This is a genomic window from Pseudoxanthomonas sp. LjRoot127, assembly GCF_964253495.1.
Taxonomy (GTDB): Bacteria; Pseudomonadota; Gammaproteobacteria; order Xanthomonadales; family Xanthomonadaceae; genus Pseudoxanthomonas_A.
The window spans coordinates 2,392,084-2,407,646 of the sequence record NZ_CAXUQR020000001.1; the positions used below are offsets into that span (position 1 = coordinate 2,392,084).

General features: G+C 67.8%; 14 protein-coding genes. 6 read left to right on the forward strand and 8 right to left on the reverse strand.

Features of this window, described 5'->3' with window-relative positions:
* Positions 1-23: 23 nt before the first annotated feature.
* A complete protein-coding gene (locus tag ACSQ19_RS11055) occupies positions 24-1,667 on the reverse strand; it encodes a GMC family oxidoreductase (protein ID WP_435996968.1) in 1,644 nt (547 codons plus the stop codon).
* Between the two features lie 213 nt (positions 1,668-1,880).
* Between ACSQ19_RS11055 and ACSQ19_RS11060 the strand changes: the two genes are divergently transcribed.
* Positions 1,881-3,248: an NTP/NDP exchange transporter gene (locus ACSQ19_RS11060; RefSeq protein ID WP_435996970.1), complete on the forward strand. Its 1,368-nt coding sequence runs from the start codon at positions 1,881-1,883 to the stop codon at positions 3,246-3,248.
* A 50-nt stretch (positions 3,249-3,298) separates the two neighbouring features.
* Entirely contained in the window at positions 3,299-3,649 is a 351-nt protein-coding gene (locus tag ACSQ19_RS11065; RefSeq protein ID WP_435996972.1) for a DUF1304 domain-containing protein, read from the forward strand.
* 117 nt (positions 3,650-3,766) lie between these two features.
* Here ACSQ19_RS11065 and ACSQ19_RS11070 read toward each other — a convergent pair whose 3' ends face one another.
* The 3 genes from ACSQ19_RS11070 to ACSQ19_RS11080 all read right to left on the reverse strand — a co-directional run bounded on the left by ACSQ19_RS11070 (position 3,767) and on the right by ACSQ19_RS11080 (position 7,743).
* The gene (locus ACSQ19_RS11070; protein WP_296279720.1) at positions 3,767-4,246 is read right to left on the reverse strand and encodes a hotdog fold domain-containing protein; all 480 of its coding nucleotides are present in this window, start codon (positions 4,244-4,246) and stop codon (positions 3,767-3,769) included.
* Between the two features lie 63 nt (positions 4,247-4,309).
* The gene (locus tag ACSQ19_RS11075; RefSeq protein ID WP_299340647.1) at positions 4,310-6,787 is read right to left on the reverse strand and encodes an acyl-CoA dehydrogenase; all 2,478 of its coding nucleotides are present in this window, start codon (positions 6,785-6,787) and stop codon (positions 4,310-4,312) included.
* Complete coding sequence (locus ACSQ19_RS11080) at positions 6,784-7,743, reverse strand: alpha/beta fold hydrolase (protein ID WP_435996975.1); 960 nt, start codon at positions 7,741-7,743, stop codon at positions 6,784-6,786. The genes ACSQ19_RS11075 and ACSQ19_RS11080 overlap by 4 nt, the downstream gene beginning before the upstream one ends.
* A 145-nt stretch (positions 7,744-7,888) precedes the next feature.
* Here ACSQ19_RS11080 and ACSQ19_RS11085 point away from each other — a divergent pair, with 145 nt between their 5' ends.
* Positions 7,889-8,488, forward strand: a complete 600-nt coding sequence (locus tag ACSQ19_RS11085) for a TetR/AcrR family transcriptional regulator (RefSeq protein ID WP_296279725.1) — start codon at positions 7,889-7,891, stop codon at positions 8,486-8,488.
* A gap of 55 nt (positions 8,489-8,543) precedes the next feature.
* On the opposite strand, the gene ACSQ19_RS11090 is transcribed toward ACSQ19_RS11085, so the two are convergent.
* From ACSQ19_RS11090 to ACSQ19_RS11105, 4 genes are read right to left on the reverse strand one after another with little or no spacing between them, the layout of a single operon-like run.
* A complete protein-coding gene (locus ACSQ19_RS11090) occupies positions 8,544-8,981 on the reverse strand; it encodes a hypothetical protein (protein WP_435996977.1) in 438 nt (145 codons plus the stop codon).
* A complete protein-coding gene (locus tag ACSQ19_RS11095) occupies positions 8,978-9,337 on the reverse strand; it encodes a hypothetical protein (protein ID WP_435996979.1) in 360 nt (119 codons plus the stop codon). Before ACSQ19_RS11095 ends, ACSQ19_RS11090 begins: the two co-directional genes overlap by 4 nt.
* Positions 9,338-9,393: 56 nt before the next feature.
* The gene (locus tag ACSQ19_RS11100) at positions 9,394-10,209 is read right to left on the reverse strand and encodes a DUF2145 domain-containing protein (RefSeq protein WP_436000957.1); all 816 of its coding nucleotides are present in this window, start codon (positions 10,207-10,209) and stop codon (positions 9,394-9,396) included.
* Positions 10,210-10,216: 7 nt separating this feature from the next.
* Positions 10,217-10,663 carry a hypothetical protein gene (locus ACSQ19_RS11105; RefSeq protein ID WP_296279728.1) on the reverse strand — a complete coding sequence of 149 codons (447 nt, stop codon included), beginning with the start codon at positions 10,661-10,663 and terminating at the stop codon, positions 10,217-10,219.
* 109 nt (positions 10,664-10,772) lie between these two features.
* Here ACSQ19_RS11105 and ACSQ19_RS11110 point away from each other — a divergent pair, with 109 nt between their 5' ends.
* The 3 genes from ACSQ19_RS11110 (at position 10,773) to ACSQ19_RS11120 (ending at position 15,546) form a co-directional block, all read left to right on the forward strand.
* The gene (locus tag ACSQ19_RS11110) at positions 10,773-11,516 is read left to right on the forward strand and encodes a helix-turn-helix domain-containing protein (RefSeq protein ID WP_296279729.1); all 744 of its coding nucleotides are present in this window, start codon (positions 10,773-10,775) and stop codon (positions 11,514-11,516) included.
* A gap of 465 nt (positions 11,517-11,981) precedes the next feature.
* Positions 11,982-13,772 carry a phosphoenolpyruvate carboxykinase (GTP) gene (locus tag ACSQ19_RS11115; protein ID WP_435996982.1) on the forward strand — a complete coding sequence of 597 codons (1,791 nt, stop codon included), beginning with the start codon at positions 11,982-11,984 and terminating at the stop codon, positions 13,770-13,772.
* A gap of 136 nt (positions 13,773-13,908) precedes the next feature.
* Positions 13,909-15,546 carry an NAD+ synthase gene (locus ACSQ19_RS11120; protein ID WP_435996984.1) on the forward strand — a complete coding sequence of 546 codons (1,638 nt, stop codon included), beginning with the start codon at positions 13,909-13,911 and terminating at the stop codon, positions 15,544-15,546.
* Positions 15,547-15,563: the final 17 nt, after the last annotated feature.

Here is a 15,563-nt window from a genome sequence, read left to right on the forward strand (position 1 = left end):
GGCTGTGTACGGCGGGTGCGAACTCAGTCGACGGTGGCCAGTGCGCTCGGCGCCGTGTGTGCCGACAGGTCGTCGCCACACAAGGTGGGAAGGCCGCGGATCAGATCCGACGCGCGCTCGGCGATCATGATGGTGGGTGCGTTGGTGTTGCCGCCGATCAGCGACGGCATCACCGAGGCGTCGATCACCCGAAGCCCCTCGATGCCGCGCACGCGCAACTGCGGGTCGACGACGGCGTCCTCATCCTTGCCCATGCGGCAGGTGCCGACCGGGTGGTAGACGGTCTCCGCCTTGGCGCGGATGAAGTCGACCAGCTCCGCATCGGACAGGTCGGTGCGGCGGGGATGGATCGGTGCTCCGCGGTAGGCGTCGAACGCGGGCTGGGCGAACAGCTCGCGCGACAGCTTGGCGCACTCGACCATCATCTTCAGGTCGAAGCCTTCCTGGTCGCTCAGGTAGTGGGCTTCGATGCGCGCGTCGGCACGCGGATCCGCGCTCGCCAGCGCGATGCGGCCCCGGCTTCGCGGGCGCAGGAAGCAGGCATGCAACGTATAGCCGTCGCCGGGCAGCCGGTGACGACCGTGGTCGTCCAGCATGGCCGGCACGAAATGCATCTGGATGTCGGGGCGGTCGTCCGGAGCCAGCGGCGAGCGCACGAACGCGCCGGCCTCCGCAATGTTGCTGCTGCCCGGGCCGCGATGCCCGCGCAGGAAGTAGTCGAAGGCCGTCTTCAGCTCGCTGGTACGGTCGTAGGTGATGCGCTGCGTACTGTGCTGCAGGGTGCAGATGTCGAGGTGGTCCTGCAGGTTGCGGCCGACGCCGGGCAGCGCGTGCCGCACGCTGATGCCCGTCTGCTGCAGGTGATCCGCCGGGCCGATGCCGGACAGCATCAGCAACTGCGGCGAGTTGATCGCGCCGCCGCTCAACAGCACCTCGCGTCCGCACCGCACGACGATCTCATGGCCGCCGCGGGCGTAGGCGACGCCGACGGCGCGTCCCTTCTCCAGCAGGATGCGCCGCACCAGTGCGCCAGTGACGATGTCGAGGTTCTGGCGGTCGCGCGCCGGGTCCAGGTAGGCCACCGCCGCCGAACAGCGTGCACCGTCCTTCTGCGTCACCTGGTAGAGCCCGAAGCCCGCCTGCGTCGCACCGTTGAAGTCATCGTTGCGCGCGAAGCCGGCCTGCACCCCCGCCTCGACGAAGGCCGCGGACAGCGGATTGGTGTAGCGCAGATCGGACACGTGCAGCGGGCCGTCGCCGCCATGCAGCGTGTCCGCACCGCGGGTGTTGTGTTCCGAGCGGCGGAAATAGGGCAATGCGCCCGCCCAGCCCCAGCCGGCGGCACCCGCAGCCGCCCAGTCGTCGTAGTCCTGGGGCACGCCGCGGATGTAGCACATCGCATTGATCGAACTGGACCCGCCCAGCACCTTGCCGCGGGGCCACCACAGGCGACGGTTGTCCAGGTGCGGCTCGGGCGCGGTGTCGTAGTTCCAGTTGACACCTTTCTGGCCGACCAGCTTGGCCAGGCCGGCGGGCATGTGGATGAAGGGGTGCCAGTCGCGCGGCCCGGCTTCGAGCAGCAGCACGCGGCACGCCGGGTCTTCGCTCAGGCGGTGGGCAAGGACGCAACCGGCCGATCCGGCGCCCACGATGATGTAGTCGTACACATGCTGCCCTGTTGCGAAGTCCGGCCGAACCTAGCGGCGGGGGATAGAGCAAATGCTCGGGCATTCGACGCGTCCGGCGCCGGGGACGCGCAATGCGGGATTCCGGCGGAGCGCGTCCCCGGAAAGGCTGGCGATGTTGCAGCGCATCGGATACCGTGCGCGCCACAGGCGGGCGGTGCCCGCGTCCCGATGAAACGATCGCAGGCCGCGCCCATGGACCCGTCTTCCCCAGCGACCACCCGGTTCGGCCGATTCCGCGCGGCGCTGTCGGAGTCGCCGCCGCTGCTGTGGGCATTCGTGTACTTCTTCTGCCTGCTGAGCGGCTACTACGTGCTGCGGCCGGTGCGGGAAGCGATGGCGGCCTCCAGCGACATCGAAGCGGTGTTTCCGCCGGCACTGATTGCCTTCTTCGCCAGCCGCGGCATCGCGCTCAGCGAATTCACGCTGCAGTTCATCTTCAGCGCCGTGTTCGTCATCATGCTGGTGCTGCAGCCGGTCTACGGCTGGCTGGTCAGCCGCTTTCCGCGCCGGGTGTTCCTGCCGGTGATCTACGGCTTCTTCATCGCCACGCTGCTCGTGTTCTACGCCATGTTCGACAGCGGCATCGCGGGGCGCGGACTGGCCTTCATCCTGTGGATCACGGTATTCAACCTGTTCGCGGTCGCCGTGTTCTGGAGCTTCATGGCGGACGTGTTCACCAATGCCGAGGCGCGCAAGTTCTACGGGTACATCGGCGCAGCCGGCACGATGGGGGCATTCCTGGGGCCCGTGCTGACCAAGACGCTGGTGGTGCGGGTCGGCATTCCCAACATGATGCTGGTGTCTGCCTTCCTGTTCTCGGTCTGCGTGCTCTGCATCTTCAAGCTACGGACGTGGGCGGTCGCCCGCGAGGCGCTGCGCGAGCAGGTCAGCGGGGAGATCCCCATGGGCGGCGACGTGCTGGCGGGGTTGAAGCTCATCGCGCGCGAGCCGCTGCTGCGCTGGCTGGCCGCGATGGTGGTCATGGGCGTCGGCGTGGGCACGCTGCTCTACAACGAGCAGAATGCCATCGCCCGCACGATGTTCAGTTCGGCCGAGCAGCGCGCCGACTACTTCGCCACGCTCGATCTCGCGGTGAATTCACTGACCCTCGTGGTGCAGCTGCTGGTGACGCGCTTCCTGCTGTCGCGCTTCGGCATCGCGCCGGCGCTGCTGATCCCCGGCTGCGCGATCATCATCGGGTTCTCGATCCTGGCGGCATCGCCGCTGCCCATGATGATCGCCATCGTGCAGGTGGTCACCCGCGCCAGCGAGTTCTCGCTGGCCAAGCCGGCGCGCGAGACCATCTACACGCGGGTCGGCCGCGAGTGGCGCTACAAGGCGGGGGCGGCGATCGACACGGTCATCTATCGCGGCGGCGACCTCAGCTTCGTCTGGCTGCACAAGCTCCTGTCCGCGTTCGGGTCGAACGTCGTGTTCGGTGCCGGCCTGCTGGTCGCCAGCGCCATGACCTTCAGCGCGTGGCGCCTGCTGCGCGAAGAGTCCAAGCTGCCGTCCGAACGGGCGGCGAGCGACCCGTCGACGGCCACGAGGACCTCCTGACGTCCTTGCACGATGCCGCTATGCTGCCCGGCACATGACGGGAGGCCTGGATGGACGTGATCGCTTCGGTGTTGGTGGTACTGGTGGCGGTGCTACACGCCTGGTTCCTGGTACTGGAAATGTTCCTCTGGACCAAGCCCGCCGGCCTGAAGACCTTCCGCAACACGCCCGAGAAGGCCGAGACCACCCGCGTGCTGGCGGCCAACCAGGGGCTCTACAACGGCTTCCTCGCTGCAGGCCTGCTGTGGGGACTGGTGACCGCGCAATGGAACGTGGTCGTGTTCTTCCTGATGTGCGTGGTCGTCGCCGCGCTTTACGGCGCGTGGAGTGTCAGTCGGCGGATCTTCTACGTGCAGGGGCTGCCCGCGATCGCGGCGTTGGCCGCTATCTGGCTTCTCTGATCCGGCATCTAGACCGATGTGGGAGCGACGTGAGTCGCGACGGCTCCCTCCGGCAGGTCATCTTCGCGGACGGATGTTATGCGTCGCGACTTACGTCGCTCCCACGACGGCTACGCATCAGTCGGTGCGCGGTGGCTTCGGCGACACCCACATGGAGATGCGCGCGCGGAACACCGGCTCGTCCTGCGGATTGCTGACCACCACGTCCATCGGCAGCTCATAGCCATCGACGGATTCGCGGGGCTCGAAGGCCGGGGTCGCGACCGCGGTCATCGTCCCGACGGCCTTCTTCAGGTACTCGACCGTCATGCCCTTGGGAATCCAGCGCATCGAGCGCGGGATGCTGACGTCGGTGGTGAGGCCGCCGACGAATTCAGCCAGGTTGCACAGCGCGATCGCGTGCACGGTGCCGAGGTGGTTGGTGACCGAACGGCGATGGCGGATGGTCGCTTCGCCGCGGCCGGGTTCCAGCCGCACCATGCGCGGGCCGATGCTGCCGAAGTAGGGCGCCTTGAAGCAGATCAGGCGCGAGAACAGCCAGTGGCCTAGCGGCTTGCGGCTCAGGCTGCGGTAGATCTTCAGGACGTCGGCGCTCATCGTGTGCTCCTGTCGCGACGACGGCGGGACATGCCCGCCGTCGTCGTGTCTTTCGTGGTGGCGTCAGGCCGCTTCGCGCGGTTGCCGCTTGTTCTGCGGCAGGTCGTAGTAGCTGGCGGCACGCAGTTCGTGCACGTCGAAGTCGTCCACGGTGATCGTGTCCAGCGTGATCGCGCGCAGTTCTTCCAGCTGCCTGCGCTCTTCCGCGGTGATCCAGCCCTCGCGCACGCCTTCATCCAGCTGCGCGCTGTAGTCCAGGGCTTCGATGTCCCTGGTCTTCAGCGCCTTCAGGAACTTGCGCTCCACCGGCTCGGCGGCCACGGCGGCGGCCAGGTAGCTGTCGATGCGGCCGCCGGGGTTGTTCTCGCACGGGGTCAGGAACACGCCCTGGCCCAGGCGGTCGCGCGCTTCGTTCGGCGCCATCAGCAGCATTGCGACGCGATGGCTCAGGCGGTCGCCCGGGGCCACGGCGCGGCGGCCGAACGGGAACACCACCGGCCACAGCAGCCAGCCCAGCGGTTTGATCGGGAAATTGCGCAGCGCCTGCGACAGCGCCAGCTCGATCTCGTACGCACTGTTGTGGAACGCCCACGCCAGCAGCGGCTTGTCGGCTTCCGGGGCGCCGTCGTCATGGTGGCGCTTGAGCACCGCGCTCATCATGTACAGGTGGCTCAGTACGTCGCCCAGGCGGCCCGACAGCGATTCCTTGAACTTCAGCTTGCCGCCCAGCGCGCCCAGCGAGATGTCGGTGAGCAGCGCCAGGTTGGCGGCGTACCGGTCCAGCTTGCGGAAGAACTTCTTCGTGTACGCATCGCCCGGGGCCGCACCGATCTTCGAACCGGTGATGCCGAACCAGAACGAGCGCACCGCGTTGGAGATGGCCCCGCCGATGTGCGGGTAGAGCACGGCATCCAGCTGGTTGACGCCGGCACGGGTATCCGGGTCCTGTGCCGCGCGCATTTCCTTAATGATGTACGGATGGCACAGGATCGAACCCTGGCCGAAGATCAGCAGGCTGCGCGTCATGATGTTCGCGCCTTCCACCGTGATGGCGATCGGCGAGGCCTGCCACGCACGGCCGGCGAAGTTGCGCGGGCCCAGGATGATGCCCTTGCCGCCGACGATGTCCATCACGTCCTTGGCGACATCGCGGCCCATGTTCGTGCAGTGGTACTTGGCGATCGCCGAAGGTACCGACGGCACGTCGCCACGGTCCACGGCGGCCGCGGTGGCCTGCGACAGCGCGCTGATCGCGTACGCCTTGCCGCCGATGCGGGCCAGGGCCTCCTCCACGCCTTCGAAGCGGCCGACCGACAGGCCGAACTGCTTGCGGATGCGGGCATAACTGCCGGTGACGCGCGCGCCGAACTTGGCGCCGCCGCTGGCGGTGGAAGGCAGAGTGATCGAGCGGCCCACGGCCAGGCATTCGTTGAGCATGTTCCAGCCCTTGCCGGCCATCTCGACGCCACCGATCAGCTGGCTCAGCGGGATGAACACGTCGCGGCCATGGATGGGGCCGTTCTGGAACGGCGAGTTCAGCGGGAAGTGGCGGCGGCCGACGTCCACGCCGGGCGTATCGCGCGGCAGCAGCGCCAGGGTGATGCCGATGTCGCGCGTGTCGCCGATCAGTCCGTCCGGGTCGTACATGCGGAACGCCAGGCCGATGAGCGTGGCGACCGGCGCCAGGGTGATGTAGCGCTTGTCGAAGGTCAGGCGGATGCCCAGCACGTTGGCGCCGTTCCATTCACCCTTGCAGACGATGCCGTAGTCGGGAATCGAGGTCGCATCGGAGCCGGCGAACGGGCCCGTCAGGCCGAAGCAGGGCACCTCCTGACCGATCGCCAGGCGCGGCAGGTAGTAGTCCTTCTGCTCCTGCGTGCCGTAATGATTGAGCAGTTCGCCCGGGCCCAGCGAGTTGGGCACGCCGACGGTGGAGCTGACCACGCTGCTGACCGAGGCGATCTTCTGGATCACCTTGTGGTGCGCCAGCGCGGAGAAGCCCAAGCCGCCGTACTGCTTCGGGATGATCATGCCGAAGAACTTGTTCTTCTTGATGTAGTCCCACAGCTCCGGCGGCAGGTCGGCGTGGATGTGGGTGATTTCCCAGTCGTTGGTCATCCGGCACAGCTCTTCCACCGGACCGTCCAGAAAGGCCTGTTCGTCGGCGGTGAGCTGCGGCTTCGGATAGGCCAGCAGCTTGTTCCAGTCCGGGTCGCCGGTGAACAGGTCGCCTTCGAAGCCGACCGACCCGGTTTCCAGCGCGATGCGCTCGGTCTGCGACAGCGGCGGCAGTGCTCGACGCAGGAAGCCGAGCGCCGGCGCCGTGATCAACGGCTTGCGGATCGCCGGGATCAGCAGCGGCAGCGCGATCGCCACCACCACCAGCGCCGCGACGACGGTGGCCGTGGGGTTGGCGCCCAGCAGCCAGCACGCGACCAGCAGGCTGGCGGTGATCGCGGCCCAGTAGGCGAGCCGGATCCGATGGTAGGCGGCGAATGCGCCCGCCAGCAGGAAGGCGAGGAAGGGGATGACGATGCTCATGGGGTTGCTCCGGACACGGATTCGGTTACATCGGATTCGGCATGGCCCGGCGCAGCCGGCAGGCTTGCCAGGTATTCCAGCACGGTGGCGGTAAATGCGTCGTTGTCGTCGCCGGCCACCATGTGCGTGGCCTGCGGCAGGTGCACGTGGCGCGCATGCGGCACCAATCGCTGGAATTCTTCGACGGTCTTCTCCGAGACCAGGTCGCTGCGCCCGCCACTGATCAGCAGCACGGGGCACTGCACCCGGCGCGCGGCCTCGGCGATGGCGTCCTGGTGCTGGGCGCTGTCGCGCGCGAGCTCGTCGACCAGGCGCGGGTCCCAATGCCAGCGCCACCGGCTATCGGCGCCTTCGCGAAGCAGCTCGCGCAGGTCGTCGGCGGATTTGCGCGTGCGCCGCTGCGGTTGGTACGCGGCAATGGCGTCCGCCGCGTGATCGAGCGACGCGAAGCCGTCGGGGAACGCGGTCATGAAGGCGAGGATGCGCTGCAGGCCGGCGTGTTCCCAGCGCGGGGTGATGTCCACCAGCACCATGGCGCGGAACAGGCCGGGCCAGCGCGACTCGGCGATCAGCCCGAACAGCCCGCCCATCGACGCGCCGACCAGGACCGGCGGTTCCGGTTGTTCACCGGCCACCACGATCAGGTCGTCGGCGAACTGGTCGCCCGCATAGGGAAGATCGGGGGCATTGCGGCCGGACTCGCCGTGGCCACGCGCGTCGTAGGCGAGTCCGGCATATCCCTGTTCGGCCAGCCATTGCCCGGTTCGATGCCAGGCGCCCGCGGTCTGTCCGAACCCGTGCGCGTAGATCAGCGCCGGATGGCTCTGCAGGGCGCGGGGCGACGGGAAACGACGAAGCGCGAGCGGCACCTCTCCCTGTCCTTTCAGCACGCGATCCGAACCGGCGTCGATGACGCGGGAGCGCGGCGCGGGAGCAGGAGAGGTGGAGGTAACCATACGGCCAAGTATGGGTTGTCGCATTTAGAGCAGTCAATCGGTTTGGCATTCGCGTTTCACATGCAACCGATTGATTTGTCTTTATTTGTGGTGCGCTGCAGCATACATACCGCTACACACCTCGGCGTATGGTTAAATGCCGGCCATGAGCACGCCCAGCCCCGAAACACCCGCCAGCGCCCCCGCCCGCAACGCCCGCCTGAGTGCCGACGACTGGGCCCAGGCGGCGCTCGACCTGATCGCGGAGCAGGGGGTGTCGGCGGTGGCCGTGGAACCGCTCGCCCGCCGGCTGGGTGTCACGAAGGGCAGCTTCTACTGGCACTTCCCGTCCCGCGATGCGCTGCTGCAGGCGGCGCTGGAGCGTTGGGAAGTCGGTGAACAGGAAAACATCTTCGGCAGCCTGGAAAAGGTGGCCGATCCGCGCGAACGCCTGCGCGCGCTGTTCCAGCTGGTCGGGCACGAGGTCAAGCCGCACATCATCTACAGCGAACTGCTGAAGGCGCTGGATCACCCCTCCGTGCAGCCGGTCATCGACCGCATCTCGCAGCGCCGGCTGGACTATCTGGTGGCGATGTTCCGCCAGGCCGGCCTGCAGCGCACCGATGCCACGCATCGTGCGCGCCTGGCCTATGCGGCCTATGTGGGCTTCCTGCAACTGTCGCTGCAGCTGCAGCAGCCGCGCATGACGTCGGAAGAGTTCGAGACCTACCTCGAACACGTCATCTCGACGTTGATTCCGAACTGACGCTTCGTAAGGCGGCGTGTGGTCGCCGTGTGGAGGGCGGGCTACGTCGCGCCCGTCACTTGATTGGTGCGGGCGCGTCGACGGCTTGCATGTGCGAAGACAGCAGCCCCAGATCGGCCCGTACTTCCTGATCGTCGAACTGCGTGGTCGAGGTGATACGAACCGTCGCATGAACTCTCGGTTCGGCATCCAGATAGCAATCCTTGCATCGCTGGATCGTCAGTACCTTCAGCGTCGACCCTTCCGGGAAGCGCGTCCGCGAAATGACCTCCGGTCCATCAAAGCCGGGCGGGTGGACGACTTTGTAGACGCTAGGTGAGGGGCCGTAGTTCTGATCCAGGCTCACGCGATAGACGGTCATGTCAGCCGTCGTCCTGTACTCGTTGCCGACATATCGCGCGTACTCCGGATCGCGGCTTACATCTTCGTAGCTGACTGGATAGCAGCCAACCAGCAGGAGCGCTGCGAGCAAAGCGATGAATCTGGCGTTCATCGATGATCTCCTCCCGCGGGGCTCGCGCCGGATCGCCGCGTCTTGCCAGCGCGCGCGACCGCATAGAGCGCGACGTAGCAAAGGCCGAAGGCGAGCGGCAGTGCCCAAGCCTGTGGGCCATTGCCGTAGTTCAGATATGCGGCGTTGATGTGGATCGCGGGTATCGTCGTCAGTGGGAGGGCGATGACGGCACGACCATCGAGCCTGCGTGAGCGCCACAGCAGCCAGGCGGATGCCGTCAGCAGCGCCAACTGCAGGTAAACCCAGCCGCGATACACGGCGCTGTCGGACACGAGTAATGCGAGATGCACGGGAATCGATGTCAGTACGCAGGCGGCCAGCAGGCGCGAGAGCAAGCGGAAAGCCAATACGCCGGGAGATGCGTGCGACGTGGCGGCGCGCGTGACCTCCCTCACGCCGGCCCCATCGCCACTTGCCGCACGCCACCCCGCCACTCCCGCTGCTCGCGTACGTACCCGCTGCGCTCCAGCCAGCGGAAGATCGAGCGCACGGTGACGACGGGGTAGTCGCCGGACAGGCGCGTGCCGACGGGGTGGTCGGTGAAGTCGGTGTTGGCGGAGAACAGTCCGCCCAGTACGCGCTTGGAATAGGCGATGTGCACCGTGTCCGGCACGAAACCATCCCCGCGGGCGAAGGCGTACGCACTGCGGCGGTCGTAGATGCCGCGATCGGCGAATGCCGCGGCCATCACTTCGACGAGCCACGCGGTGGAGTTCTGGTAATCCTCGCTGCCGGGTCGCGCGATCAGGTTGTAGCGTGGGTGGTGCAGGCTGTGGCGTGGCATCTGCTGCAGCCGCGCGGCCAGGCGGTCGGCTACGTCCGGCGTGAACCAGACGATGCGCAGGTCCTGGTTCACGAGGTCGTCGGCGAAGAAGTTCACCAACCCCTGCGCATACAGGCCGGAGCGGTCGCTGCCGCATTCGTTGAGCAGGTGCACCACCGTCCAGCGGCCTTCGGCGTGGTCGCGCACGGCGAAACCGGCGTGGCTGTAGACCAGGCCCTGCTTCGACAGGTCGGTGCCAACGCGTGCGATCAGCGCCACCGGCGCATCCACCTCGTCGAGTTCCCGCGCCGCCAGCAACGCGGTGCGCGCGGCGTCCGCCACCTTGTGCGGCGGCATCTCCAGTTGCTTGCAGGCATCGCCCGCGCGTGCCGTCCCTGGCAGCGCGAGGACGAAGGCGAAAAGGCATGCCGCGAACGTGCGCATCACGCGATCACCCGCCGTAGCGGTGGCTGTGGATGTGGGGGCGGGCGGCGTCGTTGGCGATGAAGCACAGCGCTTCGCCGGCCGCGCTGAGGATCCAGCCGGTCGACACCGCAGCCACGCTGATGGCCGTGCCGACCGCGATGCCTAGCCGCTTGATCGCCTCCGCGCTCAGGTACACGACGAACGAGGCGGCGCCCACCACGCCCGCTGCGGCGACCGACACCGTGACCGCCACGCTGCCCGCCACCACGGCGACGCCGGTCACCACGGCGGACGCGCCATGGCCCAGTGCGTGGATCACCGCGACGGGCACTTCGATGGAGGCTTCGAGACTGGCCTGCGACATACGGCTGGCGCCATCGGACTGGGGGGCGGCCTGCGCCGGGAGGGTCATGCCGCCGGACAGGGCGGTGGCCAGGGCAAGCGATAGCGAGCGGGCGATCAGGCGGGTCATGGCGGGCTCCGGCGATGTCGCCGCACCTTGGCCGCGCTCACCCGCGGTGTTCAATCGGCATCGACGAGGTAAGCTCCGGCGCAACAACGGGTATAGGAATCCGCTACCGATGGCCGTCTCGGTCGACCTGATCGATGCCCTGAAGCGCTGCCTGCGCGCGCAGGAACTGACGTACCGCGAACTCGCCGTCCGCATCCGCATGAGCGAAGCGGCGGTCAAGCGCATGTTCTCCCGCCGCGCGATGAGCCTGCAGCGGCTCGAGCAGATCTGCGATGTGCTCGATGTCGGCCTGGCCGAGCTCAGCGCCGAAGCCTCGCGCGGGCGCAAGGCGATGGCCCAACTGAGCGAGGCGCAGGAACAGGCCCTGGTGGACGACCCGCCGCTGCTCATGGCGCTGTTCCTCACCCTGAACCGCTGGCGCCAGGACGACGTGATGGGCCACTTCGGCTTCACGCCGGCGCAGTGGACCGGTCTGCTGGTCAAGCTGGATCGCCTGGGCATCATCGAACTGATGCCCGGCAACCGCGGCCGCGCGCTGACCGCGCGCAACTTCCGCTGGCGTGCCGATGGCCCGATGGAGCGCTACTTCCGGCTCACCCTGCTGACCGATTACTTCGCCGATCCATTCGACGGGGAACAGGATGCGCTGCTGCTGCTGAGCGGCAGCCTGAGCATCGACGGCGTGAAGCAGCTCCGCCAGCGCCTTGAGGAGGTCGCGCGCGAGTTCGATGCGTTGCTCGCCCGCGATGCGACGCTGCCGGCGGAAGACCGGGTGGGGGTCAGCCTGGTGCTGGCGCAGAAGCCGTGGCTGCTGCAGCTGTTCAATCCCTACCGGCGCTCGCGCGAGGCGTAGCCGCCGGGAAGGAGATCGCGCTCGGAATGTCATCGATGGGGCCCGGAAAGCCATCGATGGCCCGTGTTGCTCCATCGATCGCCCTCTGAGCCCCGTCGATGGCACGTTGAGCTCCATCGGCATCGCCCCCGGAGCCCCATCGATCGGGTTCCGTGCTCCATCGATCACCTTCCGAGCCCGAGCGATGAGGCTCCGAGGGCGATCGATGGCATGGCGAGTCCCATCGATCGCTCTCGGAAAGCCATCGATCGGGCGTCCGGGCCTCATCGTTGGCTCTCCGAGCTCGATCGATGGCCTTCGGAGCTCCGTCCTTGGCGCGCAACGCCCTGTGTGGCGGGCCTTCTCTGGCCCTGGTGAGACGGAATGACCCTCGTTCCCCCTCCCGGATGACCGCCCGTCGACGTTCTCCTCGTCTGAAGGACAAGACATTGGTATCATTTTGGTCTCACTTTTCGAGGGTGTGGCATGAACGCAGCGGTCGATGTTTTCAAACGCAACGAATTTCCGGGCAGTTCGCTGGCCGCGTTGAACGCCTGGGTCGCCGAGGTCGCCGCGCTCACCCAACCCGACCACATCCACTGGTGCGATGGCAGCGATGCCGAGAACGCGCTGCTGACGAAGCAGATGCTGGCCGACGGCACCTTGCTGCCGCTGAATCCTGAAACCCACCCGCACAGCTGGCTGCACCGCTCCAGCCCGAGCGACGTGGCACGCGTCGAGCACCTGACCTTCGTGTGTACCGCGCAGCCCGACGATGCCGGCCCCAACAACCACTGGATGGCCCCGGCCGAGGCGCACGCGAAGATGGACGCGCTGTTCGCCGGATGCATGCGCGGGCGCACGCTGTACGTGATCCCGTACTGCATGGGTCCGATCGATTCGCCGCTCTCGCGCTGCGGCGTGGAGATCACCGATTCGCCGTACGTGGTGGCGAACATGCGCATCATGACCCGCATGGGCGCACCGGCGCTGGCGCGGATCGAGCGCGAAGGTGCGTTCGTGAAAGGCCTGCACTCCACCGGCGAGCTCGACCCGGACCGCCGCTTCATCATGCATTTCCCCGACGAGCTGACCATCAAGAGCTTCGGCTCCGGCTACGGCGGCAACGCGCTGCTGGGCAAGAAGTGCCACGCCCTGCGCATCGCCTCGCACCAGGCGCGCCATGAAGGCTGGCTGGCCGAGCACATGCTGATCGTCGGCATCGAGAACCCGCAGGGCGAAACGCATTACATCGCCGCCGCGTTCCCGTCGGCGTGCGGCAAGACCAACCTGGCCATGCTGATTCCGCCGGAAGGCTATCGCCAGGCGGGCTGGAAGGTGTGGACCGTCGGCGACGACATCTGCTGGATGCGCCCCGGCGCCGATGGCCGCCTGTACGCGATCAATCCGGAAGCCGGTTTCTTCGGCGTGGCGCCGGGCACCTCCGACAGTTCCAACCCCAACGCGCTGGCCACCATCAGCCACCACACCATCTTCACCAACGTCGCCGTCACCGACGAGCAGGAGCCGTGGTGGGAAGGCCTGGACACGCGCACGCCGGCGCTGGACTGGCAGGGGCGCAAGTACGATGCAGCCAACGGGCCGGCCGCGCACCCCAACTCGCGCTTCACCGTGTCGGCCAAGCAGTGCCCCAGCTATTCGGCCAAGGCCGAGGATCCGCAGGGCGTGCCGATCAGCGCCATCGTCTTCGGCGGCCGCCGCGCCTCGCTGGTGCCGCTGGTGTTCGAAGCGCGCGACTGGACGCACGGCGTGCTGGTCGGCGCGGCGATGGGCTCGGAAACCACGGCCGCCGCGACCGGCGCGGTCGGCGTGATGCGTCGCGACCCGATGGCGATGAAGCCGTTCTGCGGCTACAACTTCGCCGACTACTTCGCCCACTGGCTGTCGTTCGACCGGGCCGGCGCGAAGCTGCCCAAAATTTTCCACGTGAACTGGTTCCGCAAGGGCGGCGACGGCAAGTTCCTGTGGCCCGGCTTCGGCGAAAACCTGCGCGTGCTGGAGTGGATGATCCAGCGCGTCGAGGGCAAGGCCGACGCGGTGGAAACCCCCATCGGCCACCTGCCGCGCGCCGAGGACCTCAACCTGGATGGCGTGGCGCTGAGCGATGAAGCGCACGACCTGCTGTTCGGCTTCGACCGCGCCGGCTGGCAGGCGGAGTTCGCCGGCATCGGCGAGTACCTGCAGGAATTCGGCACCCGCACGCCGCAGGCATTGAAGGACGAACAGCAACGCATCGCGGCCCGTCTGGCCCACTGATTCCCCGCCTCGCGCATCGTTTTCCTGCGCAAGCCCCGCGCACGTCCTCCCGGGACGCCGCGGGGCTTTTTTGTGCGGGCGCGCGGCCTGCCGTGCTCTGGGATAATGCCGGCGCTCGCTCCCACCGAAGGCCGACATGACCCAGACCCTCCGCATCGCCATGGCGCAGTTCGATTTCCCGGTCGGCGCCGTTGCGCAGAACAGCGAGAGCATCCGCCGCATGATCGCCGAGGCGCGCGACCAGTACGGCGCCGACGTGGTGCTGTTCCCCGAACTGGCGGTCAGCGGCTATCCGCCTGAAGACCTCTTGCTGCGTCCGCGCTTCCTGGCCGATTGCGAAACCGCACTGAGGGAGATCGCCGCCACCACGCACGGCATCGTCGCCGTGGTGGGCTGGCCGCAGAGCGCTGGCAGCGTGGTGTACAACGCGGCCAGCGTGCTGCGCGACGGCGCGGTCGAGGCCACCTACCGCAAGCGCGAACTGCCCAACTACGCGGTGTTCGACGAGCGCCGCTACTTCGACGTGGACCCGGATGGCGGCGCCTGCACCTTCGAGGTGAACGGCGTTCCGCTGGGCCTGGTGATCTGCGAAGACCTCTGGTTCCCCGAGCCGCTGGCCGACACCGCCGAGGCGGGCGCCGTACTGACGCTGGTGCCCAATGCGTCGCCGTTTGACCGCGACAAGCATGCGCAACGCGATGCGCTGATCGCCGAGCGCACGCGCGAGACCGGCATGGCGCTGGCGTACCTCAACGTGGTGGGCGGGCAGGATGCGGTGGTGTTCGATGGCGCGTCCGTGGTCGCCAACGGCGACGGCACCGTGCATCCGGCCGCGGCGGCCTTCACCGACCAATGGCTGGTGGTCGACTTCGACGTGGACACGCGTGCGTTCAGTCCGGTGGTGTGGATGGACGACGGCGACGAGAGCCGCGATGCGCTGGCGTGGCGCGCGATCGTGCGCGGCATCCGCGACTACTGCGGCAAGAACGGGTTTTCGAAGGTCTGGCTGGGCCTGTCCGGCGGCATCGATTCGGCGATGGTGCTGGCGCTGGCGGTGGACGCGCTGGGCGCGGACAACGTCACTGCGGTGCGGCTGCCGTCGCGCTATACCGCAGGCCTGTCCAATGACCTCGCCGCCGAACAGTGCGCGGCGATGGGCGTGAAACTGGAAGCCATCTCGATCGAAGCGCCGTTCAAGGGTTTCCTGGACGCGCTCGGCCCGATCTTCGGCGACAGGCCCGCCGACACCACCGAGGAGAACCTGCAGTCGCGCAGCCGCGGCGTGATCCTGATGGCGCTGAGCAACAAGTTCGGCGGCCTGCTGCTCACCACCGGCAACAAGAGCGAGTACGCGGTGGGCTACGCCACGATCTACGGCGACATGTGCGGCGGCTACGCGCCGATCAAGGACCTGTACAAGACCGAGGTGTTCGCGCTGGCGCGCTGGCGCAACACGGTGGGCGGCGCACCGGTGATCCCGCCGGCCGTGATCGACCGACCGCCGTCGGCCGAGCTGCGCGAGAACCAGAAGGACCAGGATTCGCTGCCGCCGTACGACGTGCTGGACGCGATCCTGTTCCGCTACGTGGACCTGGAGCAGTCGCGCGACGAGATCGTCGCCGCCGGCTTCGACGCCGCCACCGTGGACCGCATGCTGCGGCTGGTGCGCATCAACGAGTGGAAGCGCCACCAGGCCGCGCCCGGACCCAAGGTCTCGCGCCGCGCGTTCGGCCGCGAACGCCGCTATCCCATCACCAACAAGTACGCGCTGTGAGCGCGACCGCGCGCCGG